General features: G+C 46.4%; 14 protein-coding genes. 7 read left to right on the top strand and 7 right to left on the bottom strand.

The window, feature by feature from the left end:
- Position 1: 1 nt before the first annotated feature.
- Positions 2-607, bottom strand: coding sequence for a TetR/AcrR family transcriptional regulator (locus KNQ08_RS11915; protein WP_023466731.1), 606 nt, complete (start codon positions 605-607; stop codon positions 2-4).
- Positions 608-799: 192 nt separating this feature from the next.
- Here KNQ08_RS11915 and KNQ08_RS11910 point away from each other — a divergent pair, with 192 nt between their 5' ends.
- The 4 genes from KNQ08_RS11910 to KNQ08_RS11895 all read left to right on the top strand — a co-directional run bounded on the left by KNQ08_RS11910 (position 800) and on the right by KNQ08_RS11895 (position 4,530).
- Positions 800-1,456 carry an HlyD family secretion protein gene (locus KNQ08_RS11910; protein WP_214805850.1) on the top strand — a complete coding sequence of 219 codons (657 nt, stop codon included), beginning with the start codon at positions 800-802 and terminating at the stop codon, positions 1,454-1,456.
- Between the two features lie 12 nt (positions 1,457-1,468).
- On the top strand, positions 1,469-3,160 hold the full coding sequence (locus tag KNQ08_RS11905) for a DHA2 family efflux MFS transporter permease subunit (protein ID WP_214805848.1): 1,692 nt from the start codon (positions 1,469-1,471) through the stop codon (positions 3,158-3,160).
- 130 nt (positions 3,161-3,290) lie between these two features.
- The gene (locus tag KNQ08_RS11900; protein ID WP_214805846.1) at positions 3,291-3,848 is read left to right on the top strand and encodes a hypothetical protein; all 558 of its coding nucleotides are present in this window, start codon (positions 3,291-3,293) and stop codon (positions 3,846-3,848) included.
- Positions 3,849-3,972: 124 nt separating this feature from the next.
- On the top strand, positions 3,973-4,530 hold the full coding sequence (locus KNQ08_RS11895) for a nitroreductase family protein (protein WP_023466727.1): 558 nt from the start codon (positions 3,973-3,975) through the stop codon (positions 4,528-4,530).
- 120 nt (positions 4,531-4,650) lie between these two features.
- Here the strand turns inward: KNQ08_RS11895 and KNQ08_RS11890 are convergent, their stop codons facing one another.
- The 3 genes from KNQ08_RS11890 to KNQ08_RS11880 are packed head-to-tail and all read right to left on the bottom strand — an operon-like array spanning position 4,651 to position 7,620.
- Positions 4,651-5,853, bottom strand: a complete 1,203-nt coding sequence (locus KNQ08_RS11890; protein ID WP_214805844.1) for a CDP-glycerol glycerophosphotransferase family protein — start codon at positions 5,851-5,853, stop codon at positions 4,651-4,653.
- Between the two features lie 31 nt (positions 5,854-5,884).
- The gene (locus KNQ08_RS11885) at positions 5,885-6,910 is read right to left on the bottom strand and encodes a ribitol-5-phosphate dehydrogenase (protein ID WP_064300479.1); all 1,026 of its coding nucleotides are present in this window, start codon (positions 6,908-6,910) and stop codon (positions 5,885-5,887) included.
- Complete coding sequence (locus KNQ08_RS11880; RefSeq protein WP_056064491.1) at positions 6,907-7,620, bottom strand: IspD/TarI family cytidylyltransferase; 714 nt, start codon at positions 7,618-7,620, stop codon at positions 6,907-6,909. Before KNQ08_RS11880 ends, KNQ08_RS11885 begins: the two co-directional genes overlap by 4 nt.
- A gap of 298 nt (positions 7,621-7,918) precedes the next feature.
- On the opposite strand from KNQ08_RS11880, the gene KNQ08_RS11875 reads away from it, so the two are divergent.
- The 3 genes from KNQ08_RS11875 to KNQ08_RS11865 all read left to right on the top strand — a co-directional run bounded on the left by KNQ08_RS11875 (position 7,919) and on the right by KNQ08_RS11865 (position 12,303).
- Entirely contained in the window at positions 7,919-9,685 is a 1,767-nt protein-coding gene (locus tag KNQ08_RS11875) for a CDP-glycerol glycerophosphotransferase family protein (RefSeq protein ID WP_251133702.1), read from the top strand.
- Entirely contained in the window at positions 9,682-10,743 is a 1,062-nt protein-coding gene (locus KNQ08_RS11870; RefSeq protein WP_214805840.1) for an acyltransferase family protein, read from the top strand. The genes KNQ08_RS11875 and KNQ08_RS11870 overlap by 4 nt, the downstream gene beginning before the upstream one ends.
- 363 nt (positions 10,744-11,106) lie before the next feature.
- The gene (locus KNQ08_RS11865; RefSeq protein WP_214805837.1) at positions 11,107-12,303 is read left to right on the top strand and encodes an MFS transporter; all 1,197 of its coding nucleotides are present in this window, start codon (positions 11,107-11,109) and stop codon (positions 12,301-12,303) included.
- A gap of 79 nt (positions 12,304-12,382) precedes the next feature.
- On the opposite strand, the gene KNQ08_RS11860 is transcribed toward KNQ08_RS11865, so the two are convergent.
- The 3 genes from KNQ08_RS11860 to KNQ08_RS11850 all read right to left on the bottom strand — a co-directional run bounded on the left by KNQ08_RS11860 (position 12,383) and on the right by KNQ08_RS11850 (position 13,881).
- The gene (locus KNQ08_RS11860) at positions 12,383-12,682 is read right to left on the bottom strand and encodes a hypothetical protein (protein ID WP_214805835.1); all 300 of its coding nucleotides are present in this window, start codon (positions 12,680-12,682) and stop codon (positions 12,383-12,385) included.
- A gap of 67 nt (positions 12,683-12,749) precedes the next feature.
- The gene (locus KNQ08_RS11855) at positions 12,750-13,202 is read right to left on the bottom strand and encodes a DUF4385 domain-containing protein (protein WP_214805833.1); all 453 of its coding nucleotides are present in this window, start codon (positions 13,200-13,202) and stop codon (positions 12,750-12,752) included.
- 49 nt (positions 13,203-13,251) lie between these two features.
- On the bottom strand, positions 13,252-13,881 hold the full coding sequence (locus KNQ08_RS11850; protein WP_214805831.1) for a TetR/AcrR family transcriptional regulator: 630 nt from the start codon (positions 13,879-13,881) through the stop codon (positions 13,252-13,254).
- Positions 13,882-13,960 lie beyond the last annotated feature (79 nt).

Below are 13,960 nucleotides of genomic sequence, written 5' to 3'. Positions count from 1 at the left end.
TTCATTCCGTCTCTTTAGGAAAACCGATGCTTTCAACCGTTCCAAAGACGATCATCCGACTTAATTGTTCTGCCATATACTCTGATGAATACGGTCGACCGTTTCGTAACCAAGAAATCAACAATCCCAACTGTCCACCAATGACATAGTTCAATAATAAGTCCCGATCGACGAACGTAGCTTCTTCTGTGATTTGTGGTCGAAACACAATTCGATAATTCTCTTTCAATGTATCGAGAAAACGAGAGATGAACGTTTTGATCGGTCCTTGAACGAGCATCGTCTGATAGAATAATTCATTTTCTTCGATATGAATGAACAAACGAGCAAAATAGCGACTCACCTGCTCGACTGTCGGAAAGACAGTTCCTGTACCCGTGATCCGAATCGCTTGTTCAAGTGCCTTCATTTGCTCCTCAACGATTTGGTCGAGTAAATCATACTTATCCGTATAGTGTGCGTAGAAGGTTGAACGATTCACACCCGCTCCATCCGTCAGCATTTTGACAGTAATACTCGAGAAGCTGTGCGTCTTCAGTAAACGAAATAATTCCATTGTAATACGGTCACGTGACCGTTTTGGTCGGGGATCACGGCTCTCATTCATCCATATTTCACTCCTTTTTCATCATCTTTTCATTAATGAATCCGTTATCATCTATTTTTCCAACATTTTGTCGGAAATTGTCGGTTGTTTGTTAGCTAACGATCCATATAATTAACTATATTAATTACTCCTCCCCCCAGAGGAGTACTTTTTTTGAATCGATTGTACACAAGAAAGGATGCTAACACACCCATGAGTATGAAAAAATTATTGATCATCAATATCGTGACACTCATCGTTTTAATCGGTGGTGGTGTTGTCGGATACTACTATTACGATCAAGCAACGAGCTATGTCAAAACAGACAATGCGAAAATCGACGGTAAGATGATAACAGTTGCGAGTCCAAGCGCTGGTAAATTAACAGACTGGTCTGCGAAAACAGGCGAATCACTTGCCAGTGGCGCAACAGTCGGACACGTCATGACGGCACAAGCCGGACAAAAACCGATGGATCTCTCGGTTTCAATGCCCTCAAAAGCAACGATCGTTCAGTCGATGGCGACAAAGAACGGCTTCGTCGCAGCAGGTACACCTCTCGCCTATGGTTTTGACTTAAACGACCTTTGGGTCACAGCGAACATCGAAGAAACAGAAATCGATGAAATCAAAGTCGGACAAACAGTGGATGTCTATGTCGACAGCTATCCGGACACGACACTTTCTGGTGAAGTCGAGCAAATCGGTATGACGACGGCTTCCACGTTCTCAATGATGCCTTCTTCAAACGGAAACGCGAACTACACGAAAGTCGCACAAGTCATTCCGGTTAAAGTATCACTCTCGCAAGAAAAATCACTCGACATTCGACCTGGTATGAATGTGACCGTCCGCATTCATAAGGATTAAGGAGGGACGTTCATGTCTACTACCTTCTTGTTCGGATACAGTGCGTTCACGATTCTGATCATCATCGGCGTCAACTGGATCGCCCGTCGAAGTCGCTCATCCGACATGGCACTGGCGACTGATGGACCGACTCTTGAGGAATCCCTCGAGACGGAACCGACGATGACCGTTACACCACCAGTCGCAACACCTTCAAAACAGATATCGACTGAAAACGTCAGTATTCCGAAAGTACTGACGGTCTTACTAATCGGTATGTTCATTGCTATTTTGAACCAAACGTTGATTAATGTCGCGTTACCGGTTCTGATCAATGACTTCAACGTGTCGACGTCCACTGCCCAGTGGTTGACGACGGGCTTCATGCTTGTCAATGGGATTTTGATTCCGATCAGCGCCTTTTTGATGCGAAGCTACACGTTCCGCCAATTGTTCCTCGCTTCGATGACACTATTTTTCTTCGGATCGGTCATCTGTTCGATGGCGATGAACTTCCCGGTCATGATGATCGGTCGTGTCGTTCAGGCAGCGGGGGCTGGTATCTTGATGCCACTCGGATCGAACGTCTTCATGACATTGTTCCCACCGCATAAGCGCGGTGCTGCCATGGGAATGCTCGGAATCGCGATGATTCTCGCTCCAGCTGTCGGACCTACGATCACGGGATATGTCATTCAAAACTATGACTGGCACGTCATGTTTTACGCGATGTCGTTCTTTGGATTAGTGACGTTGTTACTCGGTACGGCTTGGTTCCGCCTGACGCAGCCACTCTCGAAACCTTCTTTTGATGCACTTGGTGTGTTATTCAGTACGATCGGATTCGGGAGTCTCCTTTACGGATTCAGTGAAGCCGGGAATGACGGCTGGGATAGCCCGATCGTCATCAGCACGATCGTCATCGGCTTAATTGGAATTGCTGCTTTTGCGATGCGTGAGCTATCGATGGAAGATCCGATGTTGAACATTCGCGTGTTGAAAGTACCGGAATTTTCGTTCACCCTCTTCATCAATGTCATCGTTACGATGGCCTTGTTCGGTGGGATGTTACTTTTACCGATTTACCTTCAAAGCATTCGCGGTTTTTCACCGGTCGATTCAGGTCTTCTCCTTTTGCCCGGATCACTGATCATGGGTATCACCGGACCGATTGCCGGTCGTTTATTTGACCGCTTCGGTATTCGACCGCTCGCTATCTTCGGTTTGACGTTGATGACGTACGGGACATGGGAATTGACGCAATTGAACATGGATACGTCGTATTATTCCATCATGGGCATCTACATGCTTCGGTCATTCGGTATGGCATTCATCATGATGCCGATCATGACTGCCGGTATGAACGCTTTACCGATGAAGATGATCCCGCACGGAAACGCGACCCAAAACACACTTCGTCAAGTCGCCGGCTCCATCGGAACGGCAATTCTCGTCACCGTCATGACCCGTCAAACGACGGCTCACTTGGCAGACGACGCGAATCAGTTCACGACGCTCGACCCGACGCTTTCGCAACATTTAAATGACCTTGGACAACAGCTGGGTAGCTCACAAGCCGCTTCGACGAGTTGGTTTACGATGCTGACGAAACAAGCAACGATCCAAGGGATCACCGATGCGTTCTGGATTGCAACCGTCTTATCTGCGCTTGCACTGATTCTGTCCTTCTTCTTGCACGGAAAAAAAGAACCGAATCTGGATTGATTGACGACAGACCAGTTGATGTCCTATCAGCTGGTCTTTTCTTATACTTTACGAAAAGTTCTTCTTTGCACTTCAGCCTTAAAATCGATACACTAGGGACAATGAGTTTCATATCTAAAGGAGATGCTTTATGGTTGCCTTTCTGCAATTTTATGCGTTCATCTTTGCTTGTTGTTTTGCTTGGCAAGTTGGTCGACCATCCCCTTGGTCACAAAAGATCGTTCGTGCCTTTTTAACAAGTGTCAACGGGCTCTTCGTATTCGCACGTGCCTCGATTTCAATCTTTTTATTAGTTGGACCACTATTACTCGTCACCTATCTTGTCTTCCCACGGTTAATCGCTTTTGAAAATGGTTTAGCAATGGTGATCAGCGTGCTCGTCATCGGACTGGTTGATCGTCTCGTCAGTCTCGTCGTCCTGCCACTCATGCGTTCCTTTTTCTTAAAACGTCAACGCGTCATGCCACAATCGGTGGAAATGGTGCTTTATACGATGGCAATGGCTGTCTTTCTCTTCATTCAGCTTCATGCTGTTCCCGGCGTTCAAATTCATGTAGCGTTAACGATTTTCCTTGGTTTTACGATCTATTTCGCCCATTATCTATTTGCCCTATACCGGATTCGTCTTATGAAAAAGAAGCTAACGACTGTTGCTCAAGATCAAGACGAGAAACGAAAAGCCTCTTAATCCGAATGCAACGAAAGATGATTTCCTCTCGGGAATCGTCTTTTTTGTTTTCTGACAAATAACGTTGACAATGATAATCGTTATCATTTATAGTGAAAAAGTACTCAGTGAGGAGATGAAACGGATGCATGCCCAACAAGTGATTGAAACACGCCGGTCGATCCGGTCCTATACGGAACAACCCGTTCCAGTCGAATTGGTAGAAGCATTACTCGACACGGCGATTTATGCCCCGAATCATAAATTACGAGAGCCTTGGCGCTTTGTTCTCGCAATCGAAGACGGACAAACACGGTATGTCGATGCCTTGATGGAATTGCTGACAGCGCGTGGTCAATTCGAGACGAAAACGTCTGAACAACGTCAACAGGCTGAACAAAAATTACGGGAAGTCCCGGTTTATTTAACGGTACTTTGTCAGGTACAAGGGACACCGGATCAACAGCTAGAAGATACACTTGCAACAGCTGCGATGATTCAAAACCTGCAGTTGGTAGCAACAGAACGAGGTCTTGGGTGTTGTTGGAAGAGCGGGAAACACTGGTTCACACCAGAGTATGCCTCACTCGTTGACGCTTCTGAAAACGAACGCGTTCTCGGCGTCATTCAAATCGGCTGGCCTGCCATCGTTCCACCTGTCAAACCTAGAACGTCCGCAAAGGACAAGTTGACGCACTTTTAAGAGGTGCGCATTCTGCGAGCTACCCCTGCTCGCGCCAATCAAGCCCCAATTCAAAAATAAAAACGTTCCGATGACGTCTCTCTCCCCAAACGGAGACGCAATCGGAACGTTTTTCTGTATTCACACTGATGTTTTCGTATAGACAGGCGCCTCTGGAATCGTGTCATATAACATATGATCGACGATTCGTTTGGTCGCTTCTCCGTCCTGATACGTAAAGAACTGATTCGCGAATGTCTCAATTTTATGTGTATCGAATTGCCCACGTTTAATCCAAGCAATGACGTCTTCGAACGTCGACACGATTGGTCCAGGTACAAAAGTTTCATATGGGAAATAGAAATCGCGTTCTGCTTTATACGACTGCAGATCGTTGACGAGGAAAATCATCGGCTTTTGCAACAAGGCAAACTCGAAGATGACAGACGAATAATCCGTAATCAGAATATCCGCAATCTGCATCAAATCATTGATGTCCGGATAGTCTGTCATGTTAATGATTTGATCCGCATACGCGTCTGGTACGACTGGTGGATTGAGAACAAACGGGTGCATGCGAAGCAAGAGCACTGTATCCGGTCCAAGCTCACGACGGAACTTCTCAAAATCGAGCTCTTGATCGTAATGTGCCGTTGTCTGTCCATTTCCTCGGAACGTCGGCGCGAGTAAGATGATTCGTTTTTTGCGCCATTCTGGATATCGGTCATACAACTTTTCTCGAACACGGGCTTGGCGTGCTGTGTTCAGTAGCTGATCCGTCCGTGGAACTCCTAATGGATAGATCCGTTTCTGCTCCATTCCGAAAGCATCCGCATATGGTGCGATACATGCTTCACCGGAAACATAGACCTTGCTATAGTTCCGGTGAATCTGGACCATCTTCAAATAATCATCATCCGGTGAATAGGATTTATCAAGCACACTATAGCCGAACTTTTTAAAGGCTCCACAAGCATGCCATAGCTGAATGACTTCTGTCCCTTCCCGTAAGGACGACACATATACAGGGTAATAATAATCATCAATGATGAAGTAACGAGCAGTCGCTAACTCGTACGTCGCTCGCATCATATGAAAGACGTATTGAATTTGTCCCGCCAACGATTGAGGGAATCGCTTTAACAAAAAAACGTATTCATACCCTAAGTCGCGTCGTTCGAGTTCATCGTAGACGGCACGAAAGTTATCGACAAGACGATCGGAACGATACGTCGCAAAGACGACTTTTTTCGGTTGAATCGGTAACCGTTTCGTCAACCAGTACGTCATAGCAAGCAGATAGTGGACCGTCCGTCGTTGCAATAACCGAATTTTTTGTTTCATAGACGATTCTCCTCTTTTTCAATGCACATCGTTACATGCACCATTCCATGACCGTCTTTCCGAACCGGTTCGTCAAATCGTTTTCAAACGCTTTATGAATATCTTCGATTTGTCGAATTTGGAATACGCCTGAAACCAGGTTCGATAAATAAGCTGGAATATCAGGATGTGCTTGATACAATTCCATCGTCCGTGCGAAATCAGCCGGTGTACTCCGACTTGAACCGTAGACACGAAGTCCTTTTTCAAGAATCATCCGCGTGTTGATCGCAACGGCATCTTCTGATACGCCAAGTAACGCCATCGTGCCTTCCGGAATGATATAGTCAATCATCTGATTGATCGCATATTGACTGCCAATTCCCCCGACACATTCGAAACCGTGGTTGAAGGAGACATCGGCTGGAATCTGATCGATGTGGTATGTCTCGTCTGCAAACGAGAAATAGTCAAGCTTCGACTGTGTTTTACCAAAGACGAGTAATTTCGCTTCTGGATACAACTTACGTAGCAAGAGTGCTGTGATGAAGCCAAGGTTCCCGTCACCCCACACTCCGAACGTCTCCCGACGCGGATGGGCAATCTTTTCGAAACGAGTCAAGGCATGGACCGATACACTGACGAGCTCAGTGAATGCCGCGACTTCAGGGTCAAGATCAGCCGGTACCTCGACAAGACGATCTGCTTTTAAGAACACATAGTCTTGCATATAGCCATCATATCCACTCGAACGGAAACGACTCGTTCGCAAATAGTTTTCACCGATGATGTCATCTTCTTCCGTCGGTGTATTCGGAACCATCGCGACGAGTGTTCCCTTCTTGAATGTTCCACTCGGATCATGTACGACTTTTCCGATGCCTTCATGAATCATCGCCATCGGTAATTTTTTCGCCAATACTTCCGCACTACGGCTCCCCGTGAAGTAGCGTTGATCCGCGTGACAAATCGATAAATACGTTGGACGCACGACAACACGATCGGTATTCAATGACCGTTCATCATATGTCACTTCGATTTGACGCGGGGCGACGAGTTGATAGACTTGGTTAATCATTGATGAATCCGCTCCTTCAAGATAGCATTCGCAATCCGTAGGTCGTATGGTGTCGTCACTTTAATATTGAACAGTTCACCCGTGACGAGCGCCACATCTTCTCCTTTAAGTAAAAGAATCTTACAAGCATCCGTCAAAATCGCTCGTTCTTCCGTCGAAAGCGACTCATAATGCGATTTCAACTTCGTGATCTGGAAACTTTGTGGTGTCTGCCCTTGATACATTTGATCACGAACCGGAATATCTGTGATCGTTTTACCGTTCGTTGACGCGACGATCGTATCGATTGCTGAAATGACTGTGTCGCATGAACCGAATTCTTGTGCTGCTTCAATGTTTTCTTTAATGATGCGGTGCGTCAAGAACGGACGGACAGCGTCGTGTGTGACGATGATATCTTCCTCAGACAGACCGTTTTTCTCTTCGATCCAGTTCACCGCTGCCATGATCGATTCATTTCGATCCTGTCCACCCGGTGTAATGACGAGGCGTTCATCTTTTCCAATGTATTTCTCCAAAATATCGCGCGTATAGTTAATCCAAGCAGTCGGTGTGACGATGATGATGCGGTCAAAATCCTCATGTAATAGGAATTTCTCTACTGTATGGACGATGATTGGACGTTCTCCGATCGATAAGAATTGTTTCGGTCGATCGACATTCCCCATCCGTGTTCCTTTTCCTCCAGCTAAAATGGCTGCATAAATCATCTTCTGGCGCAGTGTCTCGTTGACTCTTCCAAACGAGACGACCTGCTTCCCTCCCTTATGAAATAATCGAATTTCGGTTTTCTTTCCCTAGCGTTCAGGGTATGTGTAATGGTGCAGTCTGTGTTGAAGTGTTATTTTACAAAAACACAAAAAAATAAAGAAATCCCTATTAATTTTAATGTCTCACGATATAATGAGTGGTGATTTCTAGTTTCACTATACTATGTTCACGTAAAATTTAAAAATCTATCATGATTGTGTAAATGCATTGTAATTATTCGAGCGAGGAGAGATGGTTTTGATCGAAGAGACACTAACCCCTACTTTACATGCTGAGGTCACCTACTTGGAATTAGCTGGAACGACGTTTCGTTTCGAAGCACGTTTAAGTGGATTGGCTGATTTTTTGCGTGCCGAACAAACGTTATTTGAAAATCCTACATCGCAACAGCAACCTGAACTTGAGGAACATGACGATGAGTATATTCAGTCTGAACCTGCCGAAGCATTGATACCGCTTGAACGTGCCATTGTCTTCCGTAATAAACGAAACAAACGGACGTTCATTTGTCGCTTTCCGTTCGAAGGTGACTGGACGGAAGAAGCCTTTACAGGCGAATTGAACCTGAATCATATCACGCCGACCGGTCGTCCATTGCCGATGGGCTATTTTGATGCGTTCTTCGCCATCGTCCAAGGAAAGACGATCTTACATGAAGCGCCTTTTGGTGATACGCGTTCGTTAATCCCAGTCGCTTACCGCGTCGATACAAAACATAGTAACGCCTTGATCTTACTCGAATATGAACTTGTCGTGCAGTATTCGGAATACAGCAACTCTTTAGGTTTCCATTCCCTGAAGAAAGGCGAATCGAAACGTCTAATCCAAGTCATCGATCGCTATAAGAAGTGGAAGAAGAACATGAAGAAGCGCGCGTTCAAGTTCCGCCGTTTCACATTTAAGGCGATTTATAACGTCACGAAATGGACGCAACCGATCCAAGAGAACAAAGTCATCCTCGCTTCGGATTCACGGAGTGATATCAGTGGGAACTTTGCTTATATCTTAGATGAAGTCAAGCGTCGCGATCTTGATCTCGATGTGAAGACCTTCTTCAAACCGAATCTCCAGTCTCGTCGTGATTGGCGTGACAAGTTTACCTTGCCATACCATTTAGCGACAGCAAAGACGATTCTTGTCGATGACTTCTATCCGATGATCTATCCGTTGAATATTCGTAAAGGCAGTGATTTGGTTCAAGTCTGGCATGCCGTTGGCGCCTTCAAGACATTCGGGTACAGCCGTCTCGGAAAACCAGGTGGTCCAAGCGCAAACTCGCTCAGTCATCGAAACTACACGAAAGCCATCGTCAGCTCCCATAATGTCGCCCGTCATTATGCAGAAGGCTTCGGATTACGGGAAGATCAAGTCATCGCGACCGGTATTCCACGGACGGATATGTTCTTCGATCAACCGTTCATCGAGGAAGCAAAAGCACGTATCTATGAGGAATATCCCATCTTCAAACAAAAGAAAGTCATTATGTTCGCGCCGACGTTCCGAGGAAATGGTGCGAAGAGTGCCTATTATGATTTTGATCAACTCGATCTCGATGCGCTGTACGAAGCACTTCATGAGGAGTACGTCTTCGTCCTTAAACTGCATCCATTCATCCGCCGCCGGATGGAGATTCCAGAAGTCTACGCTGACTTCTTCCTCGATTTGACGGATCATCGTGAAATCAATGAGTTGCTGTTCGTCTCAGATATCTTGATTACGGATTACTCATCAACGTGTTTCGAGTTCTCCCTATTGAATCGACCGATGTTGTTCTTCGCGTATGACCTTGAGGACTACATCTCAAAACGTGATTTCTATTACGACTTCGAAGAATTCGTTCCGGGTCCAATCGTCAAGACATCGGACGAATTGATTGAACGGATTAAAAACAAAGACTTCGAAATGCATAACGTCAAAGCATTCGCAGAGTATTTCTTTGAACATCAAGACGGGAAATCGAGCGCCCGGTTCGTTGATCAAATCCTGCTGGGTGAGAAAAAATGAATCGCTCCATCAAACCAGTGACCACACCAGCGTACGATCATTGGCTTGGGAACTATAAGGTCTTACTCATCTTCATGGTCGTCTTCGGTCATTTGATCGAGACGTTCCGTGATTTACCGGGAAACGATAGTGTGAGGATGGCGTATAACGTCATTTACTTGTTGCACATGCCCGCCTTCATTTTCATGAGCGGCTACTTTTTCAAACAAGTTCGACCTCAACGCATCCTCGCCTTCGTTGCCCTATATTTCATCTGGCAATCGATTCACGAAATCTATTTGTCCTACACGCAGGATGATTCCTTACGTGAGATGCTCGATGGGTTACTCCATCCGCTCGTTCCGAATTGGACGCTTTGGTATCTGCTTGGGATCATCATTTGGCAAACCGTCACACCGGCATTCCAGGTGATGCGTTTCCCGCTGATCGTCAGTATCTTATTTGCGTTATTGATCAATGCCAACCCAGATTCAATCACGAACTTCCTGTCGTTACAAAAAGTCGTCAGTTTTTATCCGTTCTTTTTGATGGGTTACCTCGTCAAAGAGCGCGGTTGGCTGACTGACGCCGGCTGGCGAAAGCAGATGACGGCACCAATCGGTCGACTGATTGGACTAATCGTCTCAATCTTGATTGCCGTCTTCATGATTGTCTGGACGAAAAACGGATTTGATACGGTCTGGCTCTTCTACCGCGACACCTACGGGGAATTTGAAGTCTCGCTTCTGAAGGGAGCAGCGATTCAATTGTTCCTCTATGCCGTCAGTACGATCATGATCTTCTCGGTCTTGTTGCTCGTGCCGCATCGGTCATTCGGAGATCGATTCGACCAGATCGGCATCCAGACACTTGCGATCTACTTGATTCACTCGTTCATCGTCCGTTTGTTCCGTGATTCGGTTCCACCAGCCATTACGGAGTCGCCACTGTTACTGATCGGACTGTCGTTCTTGCTCGCTACCGGATTCGTCTGGTTGCTCTCGAGTCGACTCGTCGTGACAATCTTCCGACCGTTGCTGTCACCGAACATCAAATGGTTATTAAAAAAAGACCAATAAATCTGAACCGAGGCTGACTCAAAAGTCAGTCTCTACAAAGATAAGGGTGGCAGAATAAAAATCTGAAACCCTTATCTCGTAACACAAAAAATGGTGCGTCACACGCCACTCCTACAGGAAAAGCGCATTTATGCGCTGTCAGAGACGAACAAGACCCGCTTTCCTGCTTAAATGAAGCAGGAAAACTGGCTTGTGTCTCGCCTGAGGAAAGGGCGTGAAAAGACGCGTCATTCTTTTTTTGAGTCAGCCCCTTTTTCGAATCCTCGACTCGTCTGCGTTGACAGGCGCTTTAGCTTGAATCTAAGATAATGAAGGTGAAACAAATAACCGCTTACAGAAAGCGGGTCGAAAGAAGGGGTCCCCTTGCACGCGGATCAACGAAAAAAATTAACGGTCCTCATGATCAATATGTTCATTGCGGTCGGGAGCTTCGGGATCATCATTCCGATTCTACCCGCTTACTTAGCTTCGATTGGACAAGGTGGAACGGCTGCCGGATTAATGATCGCCATCTTTGCCGGAGCACAGCTCGTCATGTCACCGATTGCCGGAAAATGGGCGGACCAATACGGTCGTCGCAAGATGATCATCTATGGATTGATCGGCTTGACGCTCTCGATGTTTGTCTTCTACTTCTCGAATTCCGTCACGGTCCTCTACATCTCGCGCGCAATCGGCGGTGCCGGTGCTGCACTTCTGATTCCAGCAATTTTTGCTTACGTCGCGGACATCACGACGATGGATCAACGCGCAAAAGGAAACAGTTACGTCTCAGCTGCGATGTCACTCGGAATCGTCATCGGTCCTGGAATCGGTGGTTTCCTTGCCGAGTATGACTTAAAATTGCCACTACTCGTCTCAGCAATCGTCTCAGGGGCAGCCGTCTTGTTCAGCGTCCTGTTACTTCAAGAAAGCGAAACACACGATGCGACAGCGATGGCACCAGACGAAGGTTCGATGCTCAAGAAACTGGGAACGTCGTTTAAGAAACCGTACTTCGTACCGCTCGTCATAACACTCGTCATGAGCTTCGGTCTCATGGCATACGAATCAGTACTTGGTCTATTCGTCGATGACCAATTCGGTGCTTCACCGAAAGACATCGCGATCATGGTGACGTCGACCGGTATCATCAGCGTCATTGCTCAAATCTTCATCGTTGATAAGTTGTCACGTAGTCTCGGAGAAGGAAAGGTCTTGAACCTATTCCTGTTCATCGCAGCGCTCGGCTTCCTGTTGTCATTATTGACATCAAGTTACGGTGGATTCTTTGCGATCACCCTCGTCATCTTCCTCGCGACGTCAATTTTACGTCCCGTCTTGAATACGATGATTTCAAAGCTCGCTGGTAATGAGCAAGGCTTTGCTATGGGAATGAACAACGCCTACATGAGCATCGGGAACGTGCTCGGACCGACGCTTGCGGGTGTCCTGTATGACGTCAACATTCTCTATCCGTTCGCACTCGGTCTGATTTTCCTCGTCGTGACGTTCATCGGATCATTCATCTGGCAAAAACGTCAAGCACGATTAATTGCCAAGGTCGAACAGAGTTCTTAAACGCATCAAAAATAGCCTCGATTGCTCCATCCCATCGGACAGAGCAGTCGAGGCTATTTCGTTTAACGATATTCGCCCGTTATACGGATTGTTCCTCTGTTCTTGACACAAGCAGTTTCGCAACGATTTCTGTTAACAAGAAGACGAAGACGATTCCTGTAAAATCTAGCGTCAACCACGGCATCAGACCGCAGCCGATTAAAAGTGTCCCAATCATTAACGGACGATACGAAGAAAAGGATGGTCGCTTCGAACGGACACTCAAAAGGATGCTCACGACACCAAGCACGATAAGCCATGTCACCGAAATATTATAGAAAAAGTGATCGACCAGTAAAAACAGACCAATCGGATATAGTGGAACCCACCAACGGTTCATACCGATACCTCCCATTTTCTTTTCAGTATCGCATGATTTGAATTGATTCCCTTTATTTTGAAATCACTTATCCGTACTGCTTTTGATGCGCACGTTTAAGTTCAAGGTATTCTTCATCCGCCCGGATCAAATCCCATTTTTCTTGAAAGATGGCCGCAGATTTTGCTTTTTCTTCGTCAATCTCGCGCGTGTGCAATTCTTTAGTCTCTTTATCTTTATATTTGCGTCCACCCTTGTAGTTCGCGTAACGTCGTGCGCGCGTATGTCCCATCTGAATGAACTTCCGCGCCATATCCATGCCGACGAAGTCCCCGTCTTCTTTATAAGCTAAATACATCTTATAAATTTTCTCAGACGATTCCTTCGCGATGTCCGGCGTCTTAAAACGCCAATGCGGCAAAATCTCACTTTTATAAGGTTCGACGAGTAAGACCCCTTGCTCCCCACGTCCAACCCGGTACTTTTCCGGCTCCTTACGAAAATCCGTCGTCTTGAAATCGAGATCGTAATCAAACGGCATCCCGGCCACGCTCCCTTCTACTTCGAAACGTTCCCTTCCCGTCCGTTCATCAATCCTCGATTCGGTAGAGTCCCTGCGTATAAATCGTCGCTAAGACGTGCGCGATCTCTTCAATCGTCGCTGTCGCCTCTTCGCGGACGACTTCGAATAAATACATCTCATTCGCGAAGAACCAGCCACGGGCGACGAGTTTTGGATCGACATCTTGCCGTGCGAGTCCTGTCTCCTGCGCATACTGGATATCCTGACTGATCCGATCAATAAAGCGTTCCCGAATCGCTTTCCATTTTGCACGGACGATGTAAGACACGCCGATCGCTTGCTCGACAATCCGTAGTATCGCTCGTTCTTCTTCCGCGAGACGTAAGAAATCCGTCGCTTGCGTCACGATGCGTTCCTTTGCCTCCATCGACGTAGTCGGTTCGAATGTTCGTTCCGCGATTGCGTGGAAGCGGCTCATGACATCTTCCATCAGGACGACGAGCAGCTCATCTTTTCCTTCAAAATGGACATAAGCCGTTCCGTAACCGACGCCAGCTTGTTTAATCACTTGTGAAATCGTTGCCGTTTGAAATCCTTGTTCTAAGAAGACGTCACGTGCCGCACTCAACAGTTTCTCGCGTGTCCGCACCGTGCGCAGATGACGTTTATCGATTTTTTCTGGTTGAGAAGATGACATGTCCTTCACTCCTTTTGTTTTCTCTATTCGATAATATTGACACAATGTCAATTTGTTTGCTACGCTTTTGTCAAAATTG

Source organism: Exiguobacterium sp. s46, assembly GCF_018618875.1.
In the GTDB taxonomy this organism is placed as follows: Bacteria; Bacillota; Bacilli; order Exiguobacteriales; family Exiguobacteriaceae; genus Exiguobacterium_A; species Exiguobacterium_A abrahamii.
The sequence above is the reverse complement of the archived record's forward strand: the minus strand, read 5'-3'. Positions and strand labels throughout refer to the sequence as shown.

Bases quoted from the DNA above. Each gene is read 5' to 3' on its own strand.
- KNQ08_RS11915 (WP_023466731.1), bottom strand. From the start codon at position 607: ATGAATGAGAGCCGTGATCCCCGACCAAAACGGTCACGTGACCGTATT.
- KNQ08_RS11910 (WP_214805850.1), top strand. From the start codon at position 800: ATGAGTATGAAAAAATTATTGATCATCAATATCGTGACACTCATCGTT.
- KNQ08_RS11905 (WP_214805848.1), top strand. From the start codon at position 1,469: ATGTCTACTACCTTCTTGTTCGGATACAGTGCGTTCACGATTCTGATC.
- KNQ08_RS11900 (WP_214805846.1), top strand. From the start codon at position 3,291: ATGGTTGCCTTTCTGCAATTTTATGCGTTCATCTTTGCTTGTTGTTTT.
- KNQ08_RS11895 (WP_023466727.1), top strand. From the start codon at position 3,973: ATGCATGCCCAACAAGTGATTGAAACACGCCGGTCGATCCGGTCCTAT.
- KNQ08_RS11890 (WP_214805844.1), bottom strand. From the start codon at position 5,853: ATGAAACAAAAAATTCGGTTATTGCAACGACGGACGGTCCACTATCTG.
- KNQ08_RS11885 (WP_064300479.1), bottom strand. From the start codon at position 6,910: ATGATTAACCAAGTCTATCAACTCGTCGCCCCGCGTCAAATCGAAGTG.
- KNQ08_RS11880 (WP_056064491.1), bottom strand. From the start codon at position 7,620: ATGATTTATGCAGCCATTTTAGCTGGAGGAAAAGGAACACGGATGGGG.
- KNQ08_RS11870 (WP_214805840.1), top strand. From the start codon at position 9,682: ATGAATCGCTCCATCAAACCAGTGACCACACCAGCGTACGATCATTGG.
- KNQ08_RS11860 (WP_214805835.1), bottom strand. From the start codon at position 12,682: ATGAACCGTTGGTGGGTTCCACTATATCCGATTGGTCTGTTTTTACTG.
- KNQ08_RS11855 (WP_214805833.1), bottom strand. From the start codon at position 13,202: ATGCCGTTTGATTACGATCTCGATTTCAAGACGACGGATTTTCGTAAG.
- KNQ08_RS11850 (WP_214805831.1), bottom strand. From the start codon at position 13,881: ATGTCATCTTCTCAACCAGAAAAAATCGATAAACGTCATCTGCGCACG.